The sequence below is a fragment of the Pseudoduganella sp. UC29_71 genome, assembly GCF_042693265.1.
Taxonomy (GTDB): Bacteria; Pseudomonadota; Gammaproteobacteria; order Burkholderiales; family Burkholderiaceae_D; genus Rugamonas.
In genome coordinates this window covers 600,057-615,061 of sequence record NZ_CP170549.1, presented here as the reverse complement: position 1 = coordinate 615,061, position 15,005 = coordinate 600,057, and the positions used below count along the sequence as shown (strand labels likewise).

Annotated in this window: 15 protein-coding genes; 9 read left to right on the top strand and 6 right to left on the bottom strand. The window is 65.0% G+C overall.

Features of this window, described 5'->3' with window-relative positions; translation table 11 throughout:
• Positions 1-71 precede the first annotated feature (71 nt).
• The 4 genes from ACFJI2_RS02675 to ACFJI2_RS02660 form a co-directional block, all read right to left on the bottom strand.
• Positions 72-533: a hypothetical protein gene (locus ACFJI2_RS02675; protein ID WP_377703642.1), complete on the bottom strand. Its 462-nt coding sequence runs from the start codon at positions 531-533 to the stop codon at positions 72-74.
• On the bottom strand, positions 530-1,438 hold the full coding sequence (locus tag ACFJI2_RS02670) for a DUF6160 family protein (RefSeq protein ID WP_377703641.1): 909 nt from the start codon (positions 1,436-1,438) through the stop codon (positions 530-532). The genes ACFJI2_RS02675 and ACFJI2_RS02670 overlap by 4 nt, the downstream gene beginning before the upstream one ends.
• Complete coding sequence (locus ACFJI2_RS02665; RefSeq protein WP_377703640.1) at positions 1,439-2,230, bottom strand: hypothetical protein; 792 nt, start codon at positions 2,228-2,230, stop codon at positions 1,439-1,441.
• A gap of 76 nt (positions 2,231-2,306) precedes the next feature.
• Positions 2,307-2,822 (bottom strand): DUF6160 family protein, encoded by a 516-nt coding sequence (locus ACFJI2_RS02660; protein WP_028833804.1) that lies wholly within the window; start codon positions 2,820-2,822, stop codon positions 2,307-2,309.
• A 406-nt stretch (positions 2,823-3,228) separates the two neighbouring features.
• Between ACFJI2_RS02660 and ACFJI2_RS02655 the strand changes: the two genes are divergently transcribed.
• The 7 genes from ACFJI2_RS02655 to ACFJI2_RS02625 are packed head-to-tail and all read left to right on the top strand — an operon-like array spanning position 3,229 to position 9,558.
• Positions 3,229-3,996: a C39 family peptidase gene (locus ACFJI2_RS02655; RefSeq protein WP_377703639.1), complete on the top strand. Its 768-nt coding sequence runs from the start codon at positions 3,229-3,231 to the stop codon at positions 3,994-3,996.
• Between the two features lie 27 nt (positions 3,997-4,023).
• Positions 4,024-5,028 (top strand): transporter, encoded by a 1,005-nt coding sequence (locus tag ACFJI2_RS02650; protein ID WP_377703638.1) that lies wholly within the window; start codon positions 4,024-4,026, stop codon positions 5,026-5,028.
• Between the two features lies 1 nt (position 5,029).
• Complete coding sequence (locus tag ACFJI2_RS02645; RefSeq protein ID WP_377703637.1) at positions 5,030-6,670, top strand: OmpP1/FadL family transporter; 1,641 nt, start codon at positions 5,030-5,032, stop codon at positions 6,668-6,670.
• 10 nt (positions 6,671-6,680) lie between these two features.
• Complete coding sequence (locus ACFJI2_RS02640; protein ID WP_377703636.1) at positions 6,681-7,223, top strand: DUF2059 domain-containing protein; 543 nt, start codon at positions 6,681-6,683, stop codon at positions 7,221-7,223.
• Between the two features lie 14 nt (positions 7,224-7,237).
• Complete coding sequence (locus ACFJI2_RS02635; RefSeq protein WP_377703635.1) at positions 7,238-8,197, top strand: AraC family transcriptional regulator ligand-binding domain-containing protein; 960 nt, start codon at positions 7,238-7,240, stop codon at positions 8,195-8,197.
• 12 nt (positions 8,198-8,209) lie between these two features.
• Positions 8,210-8,929 carry a hypothetical protein gene (locus ACFJI2_RS02630; RefSeq protein ID WP_377703634.1) on the top strand — a complete coding sequence of 240 codons (720 nt, stop codon included), beginning with the start codon at positions 8,210-8,212 and terminating at the stop codon, positions 8,927-8,929.
• Positions 8,929-9,558 carry a hypothetical protein gene (locus tag ACFJI2_RS02625; RefSeq protein WP_377703633.1) on the top strand — a complete coding sequence of 210 codons (630 nt, stop codon included), beginning with the start codon at positions 8,929-8,931 and terminating at the stop codon, positions 9,556-9,558. Before ACFJI2_RS02630 ends, ACFJI2_RS02625 begins: the two co-directional genes overlap by 1 nt.
• Positions 9,559-9,569: 11 nt before the next feature.
• Here the strand turns inward: ACFJI2_RS02625 and ACFJI2_RS02620 are convergent, their stop codons facing one another.
• The gene (locus ACFJI2_RS02620; RefSeq protein ID WP_377705790.1) at positions 9,570-10,724 is read right to left on the bottom strand and encodes an acyltransferase family protein; all 1,155 of its coding nucleotides are present in this window, start codon (positions 10,722-10,724) and stop codon (positions 9,570-9,572) included.
• 151 nt (positions 10,725-10,875) lie between these two features.
• Here ACFJI2_RS02620 and ACFJI2_RS02615 point away from each other — a divergent pair, with 151 nt between their 5' ends.
• A complete protein-coding gene (locus tag ACFJI2_RS02615) occupies positions 10,876-12,243 on the top strand; it encodes an HNH endonuclease (RefSeq protein WP_377703632.1) in 1,368 nt (455 codons plus the stop codon).
• Positions 12,244-12,270: 27 nt separating this feature from the next.
• Here ACFJI2_RS02615 and ACFJI2_RS02610 read toward each other — a convergent pair whose 3' ends face one another.
• A complete protein-coding gene (locus tag ACFJI2_RS02610) occupies positions 12,271-13,911 on the bottom strand; it encodes a M28 family peptidase (protein WP_377703631.1) in 1,641 nt (546 codons plus the stop codon).
• 133 nt (positions 13,912-14,044) lie between these two features.
• Between ACFJI2_RS02610 and gluQRS the strand changes: the two genes are divergently transcribed.
• Positions 14,045-14,956 (top strand): tRNA glutamyl-Q(34) synthetase GluQRS, encoded by a 912-nt coding sequence (gene gluQRS / locus ACFJI2_RS02605; protein ID WP_377703630.1) that lies wholly within the window; start codon positions 14,045-14,047, stop codon positions 14,954-14,956.
• Positions 14,957-15,005: the final 49 nt, after the last annotated feature.

Sequence of the window (15,005 nt, the reverse complement as noted above, 5' to 3'; positions counted from 1 at the left end):
GAAGTAGCAAGCTGAGCCGCATTCGGGGTCAGACCCCGAATGCGGCTCAGGCTGCCTGTGGGCAGCTGGGGCTAGTGCGCCCAGATGCGCAGCTGGCCCTGCATCCACAGGCTGCCGTTGATGTTGACGCTGCCCATGCTGCTGGTCACCGGCGCTTGCGGGTCGTTCTGCACGCTGAGCGATTCGAAGCCGAAGTTGGTGTACTTGACGTAGCCGGGCAAGGTCAGCGCTACGTAGTCGCCGCCGTCGGGCTTGCGCTCGATACTCAGGCCGACGCCGAACATGTCGATCACGCCGCGCACGTTCTTGATGACGACGTAGCGGTTTGGGCCATCCCCTCCAAATCCCAATGACAAGCGGCTGTCCGTCACCGCGCCCACCAGCGTCGGGTCGTTGATGACGATGTGCGCCGCGAACGCGATGCCGTCGCGCGCCGATACCTGCGCCAGCTCCTGGTCGTCCAGCGCCTGCAATGGCGGCGCGGCTTGCGCCAGGCCGCAGCACAGCATCAATGGGAATAAGGCGTTCTTCATCGGCGGAATTTAATGTCGAGGTATTGGATTTCCATCGAGCCGATGCGCGAGGAGCCCAGGTCCACCACCGGCTTGCCGGGACTCGTGAACGAGATGTTGTCGATCTGCAGGCCGCCCGCCGGCGCGGCGCCGCTGCCGTTGCGCGCGTCCGGCCAGCCGATGCCGATGTGCAGGCGCGGGCCGCTTTCGTCGTTCAGCGCATTCAGCACGCCCGGCTGCGCGGCCACGTCAGCCAGCTGCCACGGGCGGTTGGTGAAGTTGCCGTCGGCGTCCACCGCACCGATGCGGATGCCGCCCAGGGCCATCTGCTCGTCCGTGTCGGTGCGGCCGTTGGGCCGGAACGCGAGCTGGCCGATGTCCATGCGCAGCCCCATGCCGAAAGCGATGCCGTCGTAGCCTTGCGGCGTGGAGAATTGCAGGCCGCCGCCGCGCAAGGCCAGGTCGCTGATGGCGACGCTGCCGTTGTGCAGCGCCATGCCGTCGGCATTCACGCCCCAGTCGTAGGCCAGCTGCCATTTCTGCTCGCCCAGCGCGTTGGACGGGAACGCCAGCTGGATCACGTCGGCCAGTCCCGGCGCGCCGGAGACGATGTCGAGCTTGTAGGGATCGGCGAACTGGTTGCTGCTGTCGCTGCGCGATGCGGACAGCTTTTCCTTGTAGATGCTGGCGCCGTTGGCCGTGGTGTAGGTCACGCGCACGTCGCCGCTCATGGCGAAGCCGGACAGGTCGAAGCTCACGCCGTCCTGCCCGCGCACGGCCGACAGCGCAACGTCGGGCAGCGGCTCCATCGCGTGTGCGGGCGCGGCGCCGGCGCACAGCGCCACACACAGCGCTGCCCACAGCCCTGCCCACCGCAGCGCGCAAGCACGGGCGGCGCCGCGCGGGCCGGTACCCAGGGCGAGCATTCAGCGCCCCTTCGGCAGGTTGGGCGGCGCGATGCCGTTGGTGGACAGCGCGGTCAGCTTGTCGCGCCAGTTCAGCCACACGCCGGCTTGCGCCACGTCCGGCGCCGTGCCGCCTGCGGGGGCGGCGAACTGCACGCCGGTTTTCAGAATCGAGATCCAGAAATCGCGGCTCGGGCCGGATGCGTCGCCGGCCGTCACGCCGCCCAGCTGCGCCATCGGCAGACAGGGGGCAGCGCAGGCGCCGTCCCAGCGCTTGCCACCCAGCGCGTCGGTGCGCGAGTCCAGCAGCAGGCCGCTGCCGTCGGGCGCATTGGCGGCCACGCGCAGCGAACCGGACAGGCTGTTGAGCTTCAGGCCCACGTCGCCGCTGATGCCGTCGAAGCCCAGCCGCATGCCGATCACTTCGCGCGCGCCGCCGTCCACGCCGGGCTTGTAGACGAACTCCATGTAGGGATTGGTGATATGCACCAGGCGCTGCGCTTCGCTGCCGTCGCTGCGGCCGAACTGCAGCAGCGGCATGTCGATATCGGCGCCCAGGCCGTTGCGCGCCGTGTAGCTGTATTCGCCCAGGCGCATGCTGCGGAAATTGGCGCTGAGCGTGACGTCGGCATCGAGTGCGATGCGCGAGAAGTCATAGCCGCCCAGACTGGTGTTGCTCATGGCGATCAGGCCCTGGCCGCGCGTGCGCGACAGCTCGTCTTCCGTCAGCGGCTGCATCTGCGCGTGGCAGTGCAGCGCAACGAGAGAACACAGCAAGGTAGCGGCGCGGCGCGCCAGGAGCTTGAGAGTCATGGGAGTTCCTGCAAGGTGAGGTCAGGCGGACGGACATGCGGGTAGCGCGTCCGCCGCTGCTCGGGATGGCCGGGGATTAGTGTGCCCAGATCCAGACTTGGGTGCCGCGCAGGTCGATCTGGTTCATGGCCATCGAACCGTAGGAAGCGGCGTTGTTGCCCATCTTGATGGCGTCGACCGATACGTTCAGCAGCTTGCCGGCCGCCACTTGGACGTCGGCCGGGATGGCGATCTGCACCACGTCGCCGCCGGTGGCCGGGCTGTAGAAGGTGCCCGGGTTGGTCACGCCGGCAGCGCCTGCCGCCTGCAGGAAGGACGCTTTCGACAGGATGTCGATGCTGGCGGCGATCAGGCCGTTGACCTTGATGCCGTTGAAGCTTACCGAACCGCCGCCCAGGCCGGTGGTGGTGTCGACCGCGTCCGTGTCGGTGTAGACGAAGGAATCGATTTTCACGTTCAGGTTGGCGGCGATCGACACGCCGTCCTGGCCGGTGACGGCGCTCAGCTCAGCGTCTTGGATCGGGGTCATGGCGGAAGCCGAGAAAGCCAGGGTAGCCAGGGCAGCTGCAACAGCGGTTTGGATCAGTTTCATGTGTATCTCCAGTGTTTTGGTTGGTATGGGATGGATGCACTGCGGTGCTCTTAATATTGTGCGAATATTAATTAAATTTATGATATGGGCCGCGCTGCACAACGGTCCATCGCAACGTGTTGACCGAAAAAGCCAACCGCAGGGCCTGGAGAGCCACACAGAGTGAGCGCTGTGTTGTAGCGATGTTGCTTGCGTTAGCATGCTTTAACACCAAGCTCGACGCTGCACCCTAGAGGAACAAATCTAATTTTTTTGCTGCTCGCCGCGGAACTTTCATGCGTTAATAAATTACAAAAAAGACAAACAGCGAACCGTCAAAAATAAGCACGGTCGTTCGTAACGGAGACATGGGAATCATGAAGAAATCGCAATCGGGGCGCCAGACGCTCCAGGGACCGGTGCAGCCATGCTGATGATATTGCTCGGCGTGGTGGCCGTCCTGATCGGCGGGTCCGGCGTGATGTCGCGCCACGAACCGCAAGACCGTCCGCAAGGCCAATACGAGATGCCGCAGGCGCTGCTGGGCGGCGGCAGCTATAGCCAGCCGGTGGCGATGGAGCCGCATTCGCAGCTCAAGTACCGCCACATCGTGCGCCAGGCCTACGACTACAGCTGCGGCTCGGCCGCGCTGGTCACCATCCTGAACTACCACATCGGCCTGGACGTCAACGAGCAGCAGGCCATGGAAGGCATGCTGGAGAAGGGCGAGAAGGAAAAGATCATCGAGCGGCGCGGCTTCTCGCTGCTGGACATGAAGCGCTACGCCGCCTCGCTGGGCGTGAGCGGCGCCGGCTTCCGCGCCGAGGTGAAGGACCTGATGGCGCTCACCGAGCCGGCCATCGTACCGATCGATTACGCCGGCGCCAAGCACTTCGTGGTGCTGCGCGGCATCCGCGACGGCGTGGTCTACATCGCCGATCCGTCCGCCGGCAACATCGCCTTCTCGGTCGAGGAATTCGCCACGCTGTGGGACAAGAACACGCTGTTCATCCTGTCGCCGCCCAAGGACAAGCCGGCGCTGGCGCAGCTGGCCCTGAGCGACCAGGAGCTGGGCGTGACCGATATGGACCGCATTACCAACCGTGGCCGCCTCGGCGGCATCAACAACAGCGCCCAGCTGCTTGAACGGGCGCTCAACTCCGGCGTATCCGGCACCTGGATGCACCGACATTAACGCCCCCACTTAGCTAAGGACTTGCCCATGAAAGTGTGTACCCTGCCCGCCATGCTCGCAGCCGCATTCCTGTCGGCTGCGCTGCCTGCGCTGGCACAGACCTCCCCTGCCAGCGCCGACGCCGCGCGCGATGCGCTGGCCAAGAAGGAAGGCGAAGGCGACCAGAGCGCCCTGCTCAAGCAGACGCTGACCGCCGTCGACAAGCAATACAGCCTGATACGGCGCGGCCAGGTGCAGGTGAGCTATGACCTGAACTACAGCTACATCGGGCAGGAAAAGATCGTCACCGACATCGGCGCCGGCGGCTTCACGCTGTTCGAGATCGAGAACGTCAGCTCGCACACCATCACCAACACGCTGTCGGCCGACTACGGCCTGCTGAACAACCTGACCGGCAACATCACGCTGCCGCTGATCTCCAAGTATGCCGAAGCCAAGGGCCACAGCGGCGTGTCCAACTCCATCGGCGACATCGCGCTGGGCGCGCGCTGGCAGCCGATGGAAGCGCGCCGCGACCAGCCGAACATGACCGTCACCGGCAATGTGCGCCTGCCCAGCGGCCGCAGCCCGTTCAAGATCATCGCCGGCAGCGGCCAGGCCACCGGCAGCGGCGTTACCGCCTTTTCGGCTGGCCTGAACATCAACAAGATCGTCGACCCGGTGGCGCTGTTCGGCTCCATGAGCGTGACGGCCAGCCTGCCCGCCAAGAACCTGTATCAGCTGAACGGCACGCGCACGCTGACGCGCGTGGCGCCGGGCCACAGCGTGGGCTTCGGCATCGGTTTCGCCTATGCCCTGTCCTATGGCATCTCCACCACCATCTCCTTCCAGGAAGCGATTTCCGCCGGCTCCAAGCTGCGCTTCGCGGACGGCCTGAACGCCAAGACCAGCATGCAGACGTCGGGCATGCTGAACCTGGGGCTGGGCTACCGCGTGTCGCCCAAGACCACGGTCAACCTGTCGGTGGGCATCGGCGTCACGCCCGATTCGCCCAATCTGTCGGTGGGCATGAACCTGCCGCTGGCGTTCTGACATGCCGCGCCGCACCCCCGCCACCTTGCGCCCGCTGCCGCTTCCCATGGCCGCGGCGGCCGCGCTGGCCTGCGCCACCTTTGCCGCCGGCACGCCGGCACGCGCCGCGCTGGTCGAGAACCTCACCACCAGCGTCACCGCCATGGCGCTGGGGAACGCCGTCACGGCCGACCCGCCGGGCATCGACTCCATCCATTTCAATCCCGCCGGCCTGGCGCGCATACGCGGCGACATGGAAAGCCACAACGCCTTCGGCGCCTCGATCCGCACCGCCGCCAGCTTCCACCAGCCGGACGGCTTCGACGTGGGCGGCTGGACCCAGGACCCGCTGGCCGGCGCCAAGACCGGCCCGGTACGCCAGGCCATGTATATTCCCGGCTACGGCATGCCGGGCTGGCGCCTGCCGGGCGTGGTCATTCCCGGCATGGGCTTCGCGTTCAACAAGCCGGAATCGAAGTTCACTTTCGGCACCGGCGTCTACATGGCGCAGGCCATCAGCATAGACCGCACCAAGGACGTCAACGACCCGGCCCGCTTCGACGGCCGCCAGATCCAGCTGCAACGCCTGGTGTATGCCTCGCCGTCGGTGGGCTACAAGTATTCGGACACGCTGAGCTTCGGCGTGGCCGTGCCCATCGCGCACTCGGCCTTCGTGGTGGACACGCATATGCGCTTCCCCAACGAATTGCTGGGCATCTTCGGCAAGCTGCAGCAGGGCTGGTGCCCCGAAAGCGGCGGCAACATCCTGGACACCTTCGGCTTCGGCCTGTGCGGCGGCGGCAAGGAAGGCATGGTCAATCCATTCAAGCAGGCCGCCAATATGCGCCTGCAAATGACCGCGCCGTTCGACCCCACCATCAACGTGGGCGTGTTGTGGGAACCCTACAAATGGCTGGCGCTGGGCGCGGTCTACCAGGGCGGCGCCAAGACGCGCTACTCCGGCACCTACGAATTCAACACCGAGCCGATGCTGCGCAACTTCATCAAGGGCTTGAACTCCGGCCTGCTCGGCCCCATCGCCGGCGCGGTGCTCGGCTTCCCCAGCGAAATCCCGGTGCAGCAGAAGGGCAACCTGAGCGCCACCATCCCCTTCCCCACCCACGTCCAGCTGGGTATCAAGCTGCGTCCCATCAAATACGTGCAGCTGAACGTGGACGCCAGCTACGCCACCTGGGGCGACTGGAACGCGCTCACGTTCGAATTCGACCAGAGCGTCAAGCTGCTCGAAGTGGCGCGCCTGTACGGCATACCGGATTCGGGCAAGCTGAAGATCCCGCGCGGTTATAAGAGCGTGGTCAACTTCGGCTACGGCCTGCAGCTGTTCCCCACCGAGAAGCTGACGCTGCGCTTCGGCTACGAGCCGCGCAAGTCCTCGGTCCCGGCGGACAAGCTGGACCTGATCGCGCCGCTGCCGGACACCAAGCTGTTCGGCGTAGGCGTGGCCTACAAGATCAACAAGGACATCGACGTGGCCCTGACCGGCTCGTACATGAAGGGCCGCTTCAACGCGCCTGCCAACAGCGACTGCAATTTGAACTGCAACACCTTCCTCAATGTGATCTACAACCCTTATGCCGGGCTCGATGTGGCCGGCGACATCCATGTCCGCTACGTCGGATTCAATCTCAACAAGCGTTTTTAGGAGATCAATCATGTCTGTACTACGCCACACCGTATTCATGATGGCCCTGTGCGCGGGCGTGCCTGCGCTGGCTGCCGCCCCCATTCCTCCCGCCAAGCAGGCGCTGATCGACAAGATGCTGTCGCTGTGGCATATGGACAGCATAGGCCAGTCCATGCTGCAGGCGCCCGTCACCGACGCCGTGGCGCAGGCGCGCGCCATGCTGCAGGGCCGCGCTTCGGCCGAGCGGCGCGACGCCGCCATGACCGAGATCGTCGGCGAAGCGCAGAAGTTCATGGACGACGCCACGCCCACCGTGCGCGCCAGCGCGCAAAAGCTGATACCGTCGAAAGTGGCGCCGCTGCTGGCCGAACGCTTCACCGAGGACGAGCTGCGGCAGATGGTGGCCATCCTCGAATCGCCGGTAAAGCAGAAGTTCGAGAAGATGCTGCCCGAACTGCAGAAAAGCCTGGGCGAAGGCGTGGCGGCGGACACCGGCCCCGTCATCAACCCAAAACTGCAGGACCTGAAGCAGCGCATCGGCATGCGCCTGCGCAGCGCGGTCACGCCGTGAGCGCAGGAGGCGGCATGGCTTACTCATCTGCCCTGCATCTGGTGCGCGGCGTGAAGTCGCGCCTGGCCCACTCCGGCGTTCAAGCGGAAGCGCTGTTCCAGCAGGCCGGCCTGGACGAAGGCGACGGCCTGGCGTGCGACGCGCTGACGCTGTCCGACAAGCTGAGCCACCTGTGGTCGCTGCTGGTGGAGCATTCCGGCGATCCGCTGATCGGCCTGAAAGTGTCCACACCCCACCGCCTTGGCTGGCTGGGCGTGATGGGCCACATCATGCTGATATCGCCGACGGTGCAAAGCACCATCGAGCGCTGCCACGGCCACACCCGCGTGGGCCTGGTGCTGCCCGGTTCGCAGCGCGTGGTGCCTCAGCAGCGCTACGACTTCGTCTGGTGCGTGCTGCTGCGCAGCCTGCGCAGCGCGGCCGGCCGCGACGACGCCGCGCCGGTGCTGGTGGAATATGCCTTCCCGGAGCCGGCCAACGCCGAGCTGTATGCGCAGACCTTTGGCTGTCCAGTGTATTTCAACCGGCCGCACAATGTGATGGAATTCGCCGACACCGACCTGGTGGCGGCGCTGCCCGACTACCGGGGCGGCAACGGCGTGCTGGCCAGCCTGGCGCACGCGCAGCCGCCCACCATCACCGCGCGCGTGCAAGCCATGGTGGCGGTGATGCTGCCGAAAGGTCCGCCGCACCGCGAGGACGTGGCCGCGCACATGATGATGAGCGAGCGCACCTTGCAGCGGCGGCTGGCAGAGGAAGGCACCAGCTTCACCACGCTGGTGGACGACACCCGGCGCGAACTGGCGCGGCAGTCGCTGTCCACCGGCGAACTGTCGCTGAAGATGCTCAGCTTCCAGCTCGGTTTCTCGGAGCCGAGCGCCTTCTACCGCGCCTGCAAGCGCTGGTTCGGCATGACCCCGTCCGATATCGTCAACCACGCGCCGCCGCGCGCACCCGGCGAGAAGTCCGCCTGAAAGGAGCACAGCATGGCCTGGTTCAAACAGGATCACAACAAAGCGCTGCTCGGCCAGCTGCTGGTAAAGCAGAAGCTGATTTCGGAAGAACAGCTGACGCAGGCTATCGAACACCAGCGCGCCACCGGCCAGCGCCTGGGCGACATCTTCGCCGAATGGAACCTGGTCACGCAGCAGCATGTGCAGGAAGCGCTGCGCAAGCAGCGGCACCTGCGCATGGCGGCCGCTGTCGTCACGGCCCTGCTGGCGCCATTAGAAACGTACGCCGCCACCGCGCTGCCAGCCGTGGCGGTGACGGCGCCCGTGGTGCTACCGCGCAACGAGGGCGGCTCGGGCAGCGCCGGCATTTTGGGCGGCATGCAGCCGCTGTCGGAGGAGGAACTCGGCGCCACCTCCGCGCAGGGCCTGAACGACGAACTGGTGCAGCACGTGAAGCAGCAGATCAACAACAACGGGCTGGAAGTGATCGGCGACCTGGCCAGGGCGCTCAATCCGGTGCTGGGCTTCCTTGAATCGGACACCACCATGAAGAACGTGGTCTACGATCCCACCAAGGCCGCCGCCACCATCGCCAAAGACGGCACGCTGACCCTGAACCTGCCGACTTCCATCGGCGAGATCAGCTTCCAGAACATCCGCGTGCGCGGCTCGGAAGGCCCCAGCTTCGGCAGCATCAGCATCAAGGGGATCGACCTGACGGGCACCGTCATTTCGCTGGCGTTGCGTCACTGATGCGCGCCGCCGCCCCCACGGTCCTCCGTGCAACCCGGCTGCCCGCCCTGCTGGCCGGACTGCTTGCCGCGCTCCCGGCGTTCCCGGCGCGCGCGGCGTCCGGCGAAACCGTCACGGTGTCCGAAATGCCACAGACCGCCGCAGCCGGCAAGACCTTCCTCGCCACTACCGCGATGAACGCCCCGCCGCACAAGCTGTGCGCCATCGTGCAGGACTACGGCGCCTACGGCCGCTACATGCCCAACACGCGCAGCGCCGTGGTGGTGGCCACGCCGGCGCCCGGCCAGGCGCTGGTCGACATGACGCTGGATCTGCCGCTGGGCAAAGTAAAACGCTACCGGCTGCAGCTGGATGCGCAAGCCGGCGCCGCCAGCTGCCAGCTGTCATGGAAGCTGGTCCCGCGCGACGACCTGAAAACGGAAGACACCATAGGCGACACCAGCGGCTACTGGAAATTCACCCAGCAGCCCGCCAACGAGGCCGCCTCGGTAGTGGAATACTTCGTCTACGCCGATCCCGGCCCGGTGCCCTTCGGCCTGGGCTGGATCGTCAACATGATGAGCAAGCGCAGCCTGCCCGCCACACTGGAAGCGCTGCGCGGCGAGGCCCAGCGCCGGGAAGCCAGATAGCGCGGGCGCCCTTACACCTTCACGAACCAGCGGCGGCGCCACATGAACCAGGCAACGGCGAACATGGCAGCGTTGAACAGCAGCGCGTGCAGCAGCGAGGCGGCCTGCGGCTGCAAGGGCAGCGCCTTGATGGGCGCGTACAGCATGGCGCCCAGCGAGCGCTGCGTACCGTCCTCCTGCGCGAACTTGATGAAGCCCAGCATCTTGGCCACCAGGCCGGACAGGGCGAAGATGAACAGCGCGTTCATGCCGTAGATGATGAAGAATGTGGAGGCGTCCTGCGCGCGCAGGCGCAGCTTCTGCGAGGGCGCGGCGTCCAGCAGCCAGTAGAACACCGAGAACATCAGCAGTGCCCAGCCGCTGATAAACAGGCAGTAGGACGTGGTCCACAAGCTCTTATTGATCGGCATGAGCACCACGTCCAGCATGGCGCCCACCAGCAGCAGCGCCAGGCCGGCCACCATCATCCACGCCGTCTTCGCGGCGCGCTCCACACCGGACATCAGCCAGCGCCCGGCCAGCACGCCGATCAGCTGGCTGCACAGCGCGGGGATGGTGGTGAACAGGCCTTCCGGGTCCCACGTTTTCGACTGCACCCACATATGGCCGCTCAGGAACTGGCGGTCCAGCCAAGCGCCGAAGTCGCGACCGGGCTCCAGCACGCCGGCGCCGACCACGCCGTTCACGTCCGGCACAGGCACCAGCAGCATCACCGCGCTGTAGAAGGCCAGCAGGCCAACGATCCAAGCGATGAGCTGGCGCCAGTTGAAGTACACCACCAGCGGCGCGGCCAGCATGGTGCATAGCGCGATGCGCTGCAATACGCCGGGAATACGTACGCTGGACAAGTCGAAGCGCGGGATGTAGTTGAGCAGGAAGCCGATCAGGAAAATCAGCAGCGCGCGCTTGAACAGCTTGCGCAGCAAGGCACCCTTGTCCGCGCCCGCATCGGCCGCGCGGCCCAGCGAGAACGCCATCGAGATGCCGCCGATGAACAGGAAGAAGGGGAAGATCCAGTCGGTGAAGGTCCAGCCGTTCCAGTGCGCGTGCGCGAGCTGCGAGTACAGATTGCTCCAGTCGCCCGGATTATTCACCAGCAGCATGCTGGCAATGGTAAAGCCGCGGAATGCGTCGAGGGAAGTCAGGCGCGTGGCAGTCAATATCATCTCCATTCAAACGCGTTCTTAGTCGACGCGCAACGCGAAATCATACAGCGGACTGGAAGGCAAGATCAAACCCGGCATGACGGCGGCTTGACAAGTTCGGCCTGTCAACAGTAAAACGCAATTTCACCCACTCCATCGAAGCCCACAACATATGAATATTTGCTATGTCTGCGAAAACCCTTTTGATGGAGAAGAGATCAAGCGCCACGAAGAACATGTTATTCCGAATGCAATCGGAGGCAGGCTGACTTCGTATGAATTCCTTTGCGAAGGCTGTGGTGTCGACCTGGCCGATAGTATCGATACTCCGTTCAATGACCACCTTCAGGTTTTCTCCGTCCTGCATGGGATCTCGCGGGATCGAGGGGTATCAAAAAAGGCGGCGATCGAAGTCATCTCCCGCGTGATGCCACAGGGCGGAGGGAAAGCTCCCACTTACTCGTTGAACAGCGATTTCACCGTGATCCCGGACCGCCCTATCTACTTCGTTAACGAGGAAGAACGCAGAGTGAGCGTCTGCTGTTCGGTGCCCAAGAAGGCGAAAGTCTTTATGCGGAATCCTGAGCTGAGCAAGCTTAAAGCGCAAGGCTATGAAGTGGTCCTTGAAAGTGATATGACGCAGTTCCTGGTGCAGGGTTCGCTAAGAATCAATCACGAAAGTACGGTAGTGCTGCGTGGCGTAGCAAAGATCGCGATCGAATATGCTTTGCACTGCGGGGTAGACTTTTCAAGTCTGCGCGGATTCAAGGCAGACCTGATCGACCGCTGTGAAGAAGAAAAGCTTCGGTCAGCAGTGGTGCAATACTATCCAACAACGAACGAGGAAAAATTGTATGAGACTGGGAAGTTCCGTCACGAAGACTGGTATCCGAATCACCAGCTCTTCCTGTTTTCCGACGGCCCAGACTTGTATTGCTATGTTGAGTTGTTTGGCGCGATTCAAAAGTACGTGCATCTGTCTGCACACTTCCTTGGGCGACTGGAAGTCCAGAAGTACCTTCAACGGGTGCAGAGCTGGAACTTTGACCCCAGTGACTGGTATGGCGGGCCGAAAGATCTGCACATGTTCGCCGGTCAGTTCGGGATTCCATTTACTGGGCGGCCGCTGGAAGATGTCCAGAAGGACGTCCTGCACCGGGCGGAAACTAGGGCGTATGAAATCGATGCGGATGCTCAAATAGACAAGGTGCGAAATCTGGTACAGCTGCTGGTGCAGTTTGTCGTCTCAGATATTCCGGCTGGATTCCCAAGTGTCGATGCCTTGCTGCGCAAGGCGGCCGATGCGAAGTCGGGACTGGGGTTCACCTTGGTGGACCGCCTGAAACACGATATGAGGTACGCCTTGCAATGGGTTCATGCCGATTTCTCGCAATTCCGCATTCAGTCCGAAGGGGAGCCGGCCCCAAGACTTGCAGGCCGCGTCACGCCAGACGAGCGGCGCAAGTACGCCGCCTTTCGACTTTATGAATCACTCTGCAGCATAGGCCGGGAAAATGAGATCGCGTTCCTTTCAGAGTGAGTGACCAGCAACCAAAGCCCTCTGCGCTTACTTGGCGCGGGCCTTGCCGAAGGCGTCGCCGGCTTTCCACTCGGGCATCCTGGGCGCGTCGGCCACCATGCGGCCCAGGTTCAGCGCGAACTGCGCGTGCTGCACCATGCCGGCCATGTTCCACGATGGATCGTATTCGTCCGAGGCCTGGTGGTAGCGCTTGCTGTAGCCCTCGGCCTTGGCCTTGGCTGCGGCCTTGTCGCCCAGGTAGTCGCGCCCGCCGGTGATGGAGAATGCCGGCACGCCCATCTTGGCGAAGCTAAAATGGTCGCTGCGGAAGTAGCCGCCGCTCAGGTCCGGCTTGGCTTCCGAAATCACCATGTGCATGGCCTTGGCCGTCGCTTCCGCCATCTTGCCCAGCTCCGTGCGTTCGCTGCCCGCCGCGCCGATGTCGCGCGTGACGGCGATGAAGTTCAGGCTGTCCAGGTTCAGGTTGGCGGCGGTCTTGGCTAATGGCCACAGCGGTGCGCTGGCGTAGGCCGAGCTGCCCAGCAGGCCCTGTTCCTCGGCCGCCACCCACAGGAACATCTGGCTGCGCCTGGCGGGATTCTGCGAGGCTTCCTTCGCCATGGCCAGCAGCGCCGCGCTGCCGGAGGCGTTGTCGATGGCGCCGTTGAAGATCGTGTCGCCTTCCGTGCCCTGCTTGCCCAGGTGGTCCCAGTGCGCGCTGTAGATCACCACCTCGTCCTTCAGCTTGGGATCGGTGCCCGGCACCATGCCCGCCACATTGAATTGCTCGATGCGGCGCACGGCGGCCTTCATGTCGCCCGCCACCTTGGCTTTCAGCGGTACCGGCTGGAAGTCCTTGCTTTCGGCGGCGGCGCGCAGCGCGTCCAGGTCCTGGCCGCCCGCCTTGAACAGGGCGCGCGCCGCGTCGTCGGTCAGCCAGCCTTGCAGGCCGGTGCCGGCGTCGCCTTGCGCCAGCTGGAAGCGTTCCACGTTGTCCCAGCTGTTCTGGATCACGCTCCAGCCGTAAGAGGCGCTTGGCGTGGTGTGGATCAGCAGCACGCCGGCGGCGCCCTGGCGCGCGGCTTCCTCGAATTTGTAAGTCCAGCGGCCGTAGTAAGTCAGCGCCTTGCCGCCGAAACGGTTGGGCTGCTCTGCGGTCGGCTGCGGATCGTTCACCATCATCACCAGTACTTTGCCCTTCAGGTCCTGGCCCTTGTAGTCGTTCCAGCCTTCTTCCGGCGCAGTCGTGCCGTAGCCGACGAAGACCAGTTCCGCGTCCAGCGTGTGCGCAGCTTGCGCGTCGCCCGGCGCCCATACCCAGTCCTTACCATAGGCAAGCGGCAGCGCGGCGCCGTCGGCTTCCAGGCGCAGCGAGCTTTCCGCCGGCAGCGATTTCACGCCGGCGATCTGCACCGCCTGGCGGTAGCTCTTGCCCGCCACCGGCTTCAGGCCTGCCGCCAGCGCCTGCGTTTCCAGGTAGGCCACCGTCAGGTCGCCGCCGCGCTGGCCGGTGCCGCGCCCTTCCAGCAGGTCGCTGGCCAGGAAGGCCAGGTGCGCGCGCAACGGCGCTTCCTGTACTTTGGGCTGCTTTTGCTGAGCGGCTTTGGGGGCGGCGGCATGGGCCGGGAAGGACAGTGCCATCGATGCGGAGATGGCGGCGGCGAGGACGGACGGGAACAGTTTCTGCATGGTGTCTTTATGGTGTCGTGAAGGCGGCCACATCGCCGCGCCGAGCATTGTATGCGAACTTTTCCGCCAGTCCATTGCGCGCTGCAGCAAGCGGCGGTTGACGCGCACCGCGCCGGTCGGGGATACTTTTCATATGACGTCAGCACGCCCTCCCTACATCGGCCGTTTCGCGCCCTCTCCCACCGGCCCCCTGCACCTCGGTTCGCTGGTGGCCGCCATGGCCAGTTATCTGGACGCCAAGGTTCACCAGGGCCAGTGGCTGGTGCGCATCGAGGACCTGGACCGCGACCGCAACGTGGCCGGCGTGGACCAGCACATCCTGGCCTCGCTGCAGCGCTGCGGCATGCAATGGGACGGCGAGGTGACGTGGCAAACCCTGCGCACGGATTTGTACGAGGCGGCGCTGGCCCAGCTGGGCGACGCGGGCGCGGTCTATCCCTGCGCCTGCTCGCGCAAGGAGATCCAGGATTCGCAGGTGCGCCTGGGGCATGCCTCGTCGGCGCTGGTGTACCCGGGCACCTGCCGCAACGGCCTGGCGCCGGGCAAGGCCGCGCGCGCCGTGCGCCTGCGCACGCCGCAAGCGCCGCACCGCGTGATCTGCTTCCACGACCGCTGGCACGGCGAGGTGTGCCAGGACCTGACGGCCGAGGTGGGCGACTTCGTGATACGCCGCGCCGACGGCTTCTGGGCCTACCAGCTGGCGGTGGTGGTGGACGACGGCGCGCAAGGCATTACGGACATCGTGCGCGGCGCGGACTTGCTCGACTCAACGCCGCGCCAGCTCTACCTGCAGGAGCTGCTGGGATTGCCGCAGCCGAGGTATCTGCACGTGCCCGTGGTCGCGAACGCGGACGGCGAGAAGCTGTCCAAGCAAACCGGCGCGCAAGCCTTCGACAACGGCGCGCCGGTGGAGCAGCTGCTGCAGTCGGCGCTGCTGCCGGCGGCGCGCTTCCTCGGCCTGGACGTGCAGGCCGGCAGCGTGGAAGGATTCTGGCGCGGCGCGGTGCCCGCCTGGGCGCGCTTGCTGGCGGCGCGCGGCGCTTAAGCTGCAGCGTGCGCGCACGCGGCACCCCGGCGGCGGCGCTTACTGCAGC

What these genes read in the sequence shown, in the direction of transcription:
- ACFJI2_RS02630 (WP_377703634.1), top strand. Translation starts at nt 8,210, where the DNA reads ATGGCCTGGTTCAAACAGGATCACAACAAAGCGCTGCTCGGCCAGCTG.
- ACFJI2_RS02655 (WP_377703639.1), top strand. Translation starts at nt 3,229, where the DNA reads ATGCTGATGATATTGCTCGGCGTGGTGGCCGTCCTGATCGGCGGGTCC.
- ACFJI2_RS02615 (WP_377703632.1), top strand. Translation starts at nt 10,876, where the DNA reads ATGAATATTTGCTATGTCTGCGAAAACCCTTTTGATGGAGAAGAGATC.
- ACFJI2_RS02635 (WP_377703635.1), top strand. Translation starts at nt 7,238, where the DNA reads ATGGCTTACTCATCTGCCCTGCATCTGGTGCGCGGCGTGAAGTCGCGC.
- ACFJI2_RS02660 (WP_028833804.1), bottom strand. Translation starts at nt 2,822, where the DNA reads ATGAAACTGATCCAAACCGCTGTTGCAGCTGCCCTGGCTACCCTGGCT.
- ACFJI2_RS02620 (WP_377705790.1), bottom strand. Translation starts at nt 10,724, where the DNA reads ATGATATTGACTGCCACGCGCCTGACTTCCCTCGACGCATTCCGCGGC.
- ACFJI2_RS02640 (WP_377703636.1), top strand. Translation starts at nt 6,681, where the DNA reads ATGTCTGTACTACGCCACACCGTATTCATGATGGCCCTGTGCGCGGGC.
- gluQRS (WP_377703630.1), top strand. Translation starts at nt 14,045, where the DNA reads ATGACGTCAGCACGCCCTCCCTACATCGGCCGTTTCGCGCCCTCTCCC.
- ACFJI2_RS02675 (WP_377703642.1), bottom strand. Translation starts at nt 533, where the DNA reads ATGAAGAACGCCTTATTCCCATTGATGCTGTGCTGCGGCCTGGCGCAA.
- ACFJI2_RS02665 (WP_377703640.1), bottom strand. Translation starts at nt 2,230, where the DNA reads ATGACTCTCAAGCTCCTGGCGCGCCGCGCCGCTACCTTGCTGTGTTCT.
- ACFJI2_RS02625 (WP_377703633.1), top strand. Translation starts at nt 8,929, where the DNA reads ATGCGCGCCGCCGCCCCCACGGTCCTCCGTGCAACCCGGCTGCCCGCC.
- ACFJI2_RS02610 (WP_377703631.1), bottom strand. Translation starts at nt 13,911, where the DNA reads ATGCAGAAACTGTTCCCGTCCGTCCTCGCCGCCGCCATCTCCGCATCG.
- ACFJI2_RS02650 (WP_377703638.1), top strand. Translation starts at nt 4,024, where the DNA reads ATGAAAGTGTGTACCCTGCCCGCCATGCTCGCAGCCGCATTCCTGTCG.
- ACFJI2_RS02645 (WP_377703637.1), top strand. Translation starts at nt 5,030, where the DNA reads ATGCCGCGCCGCACCCCCGCCACCTTGCGCCCGCTGCCGCTTCCCATG.
- ACFJI2_RS02670 (WP_377703641.1), bottom strand. Translation starts at nt 1,438, where the DNA reads ATGCTCGCCCTGGGTACCGGCCCGCGCGGCGCCGCCCGTGCTTGCGCG.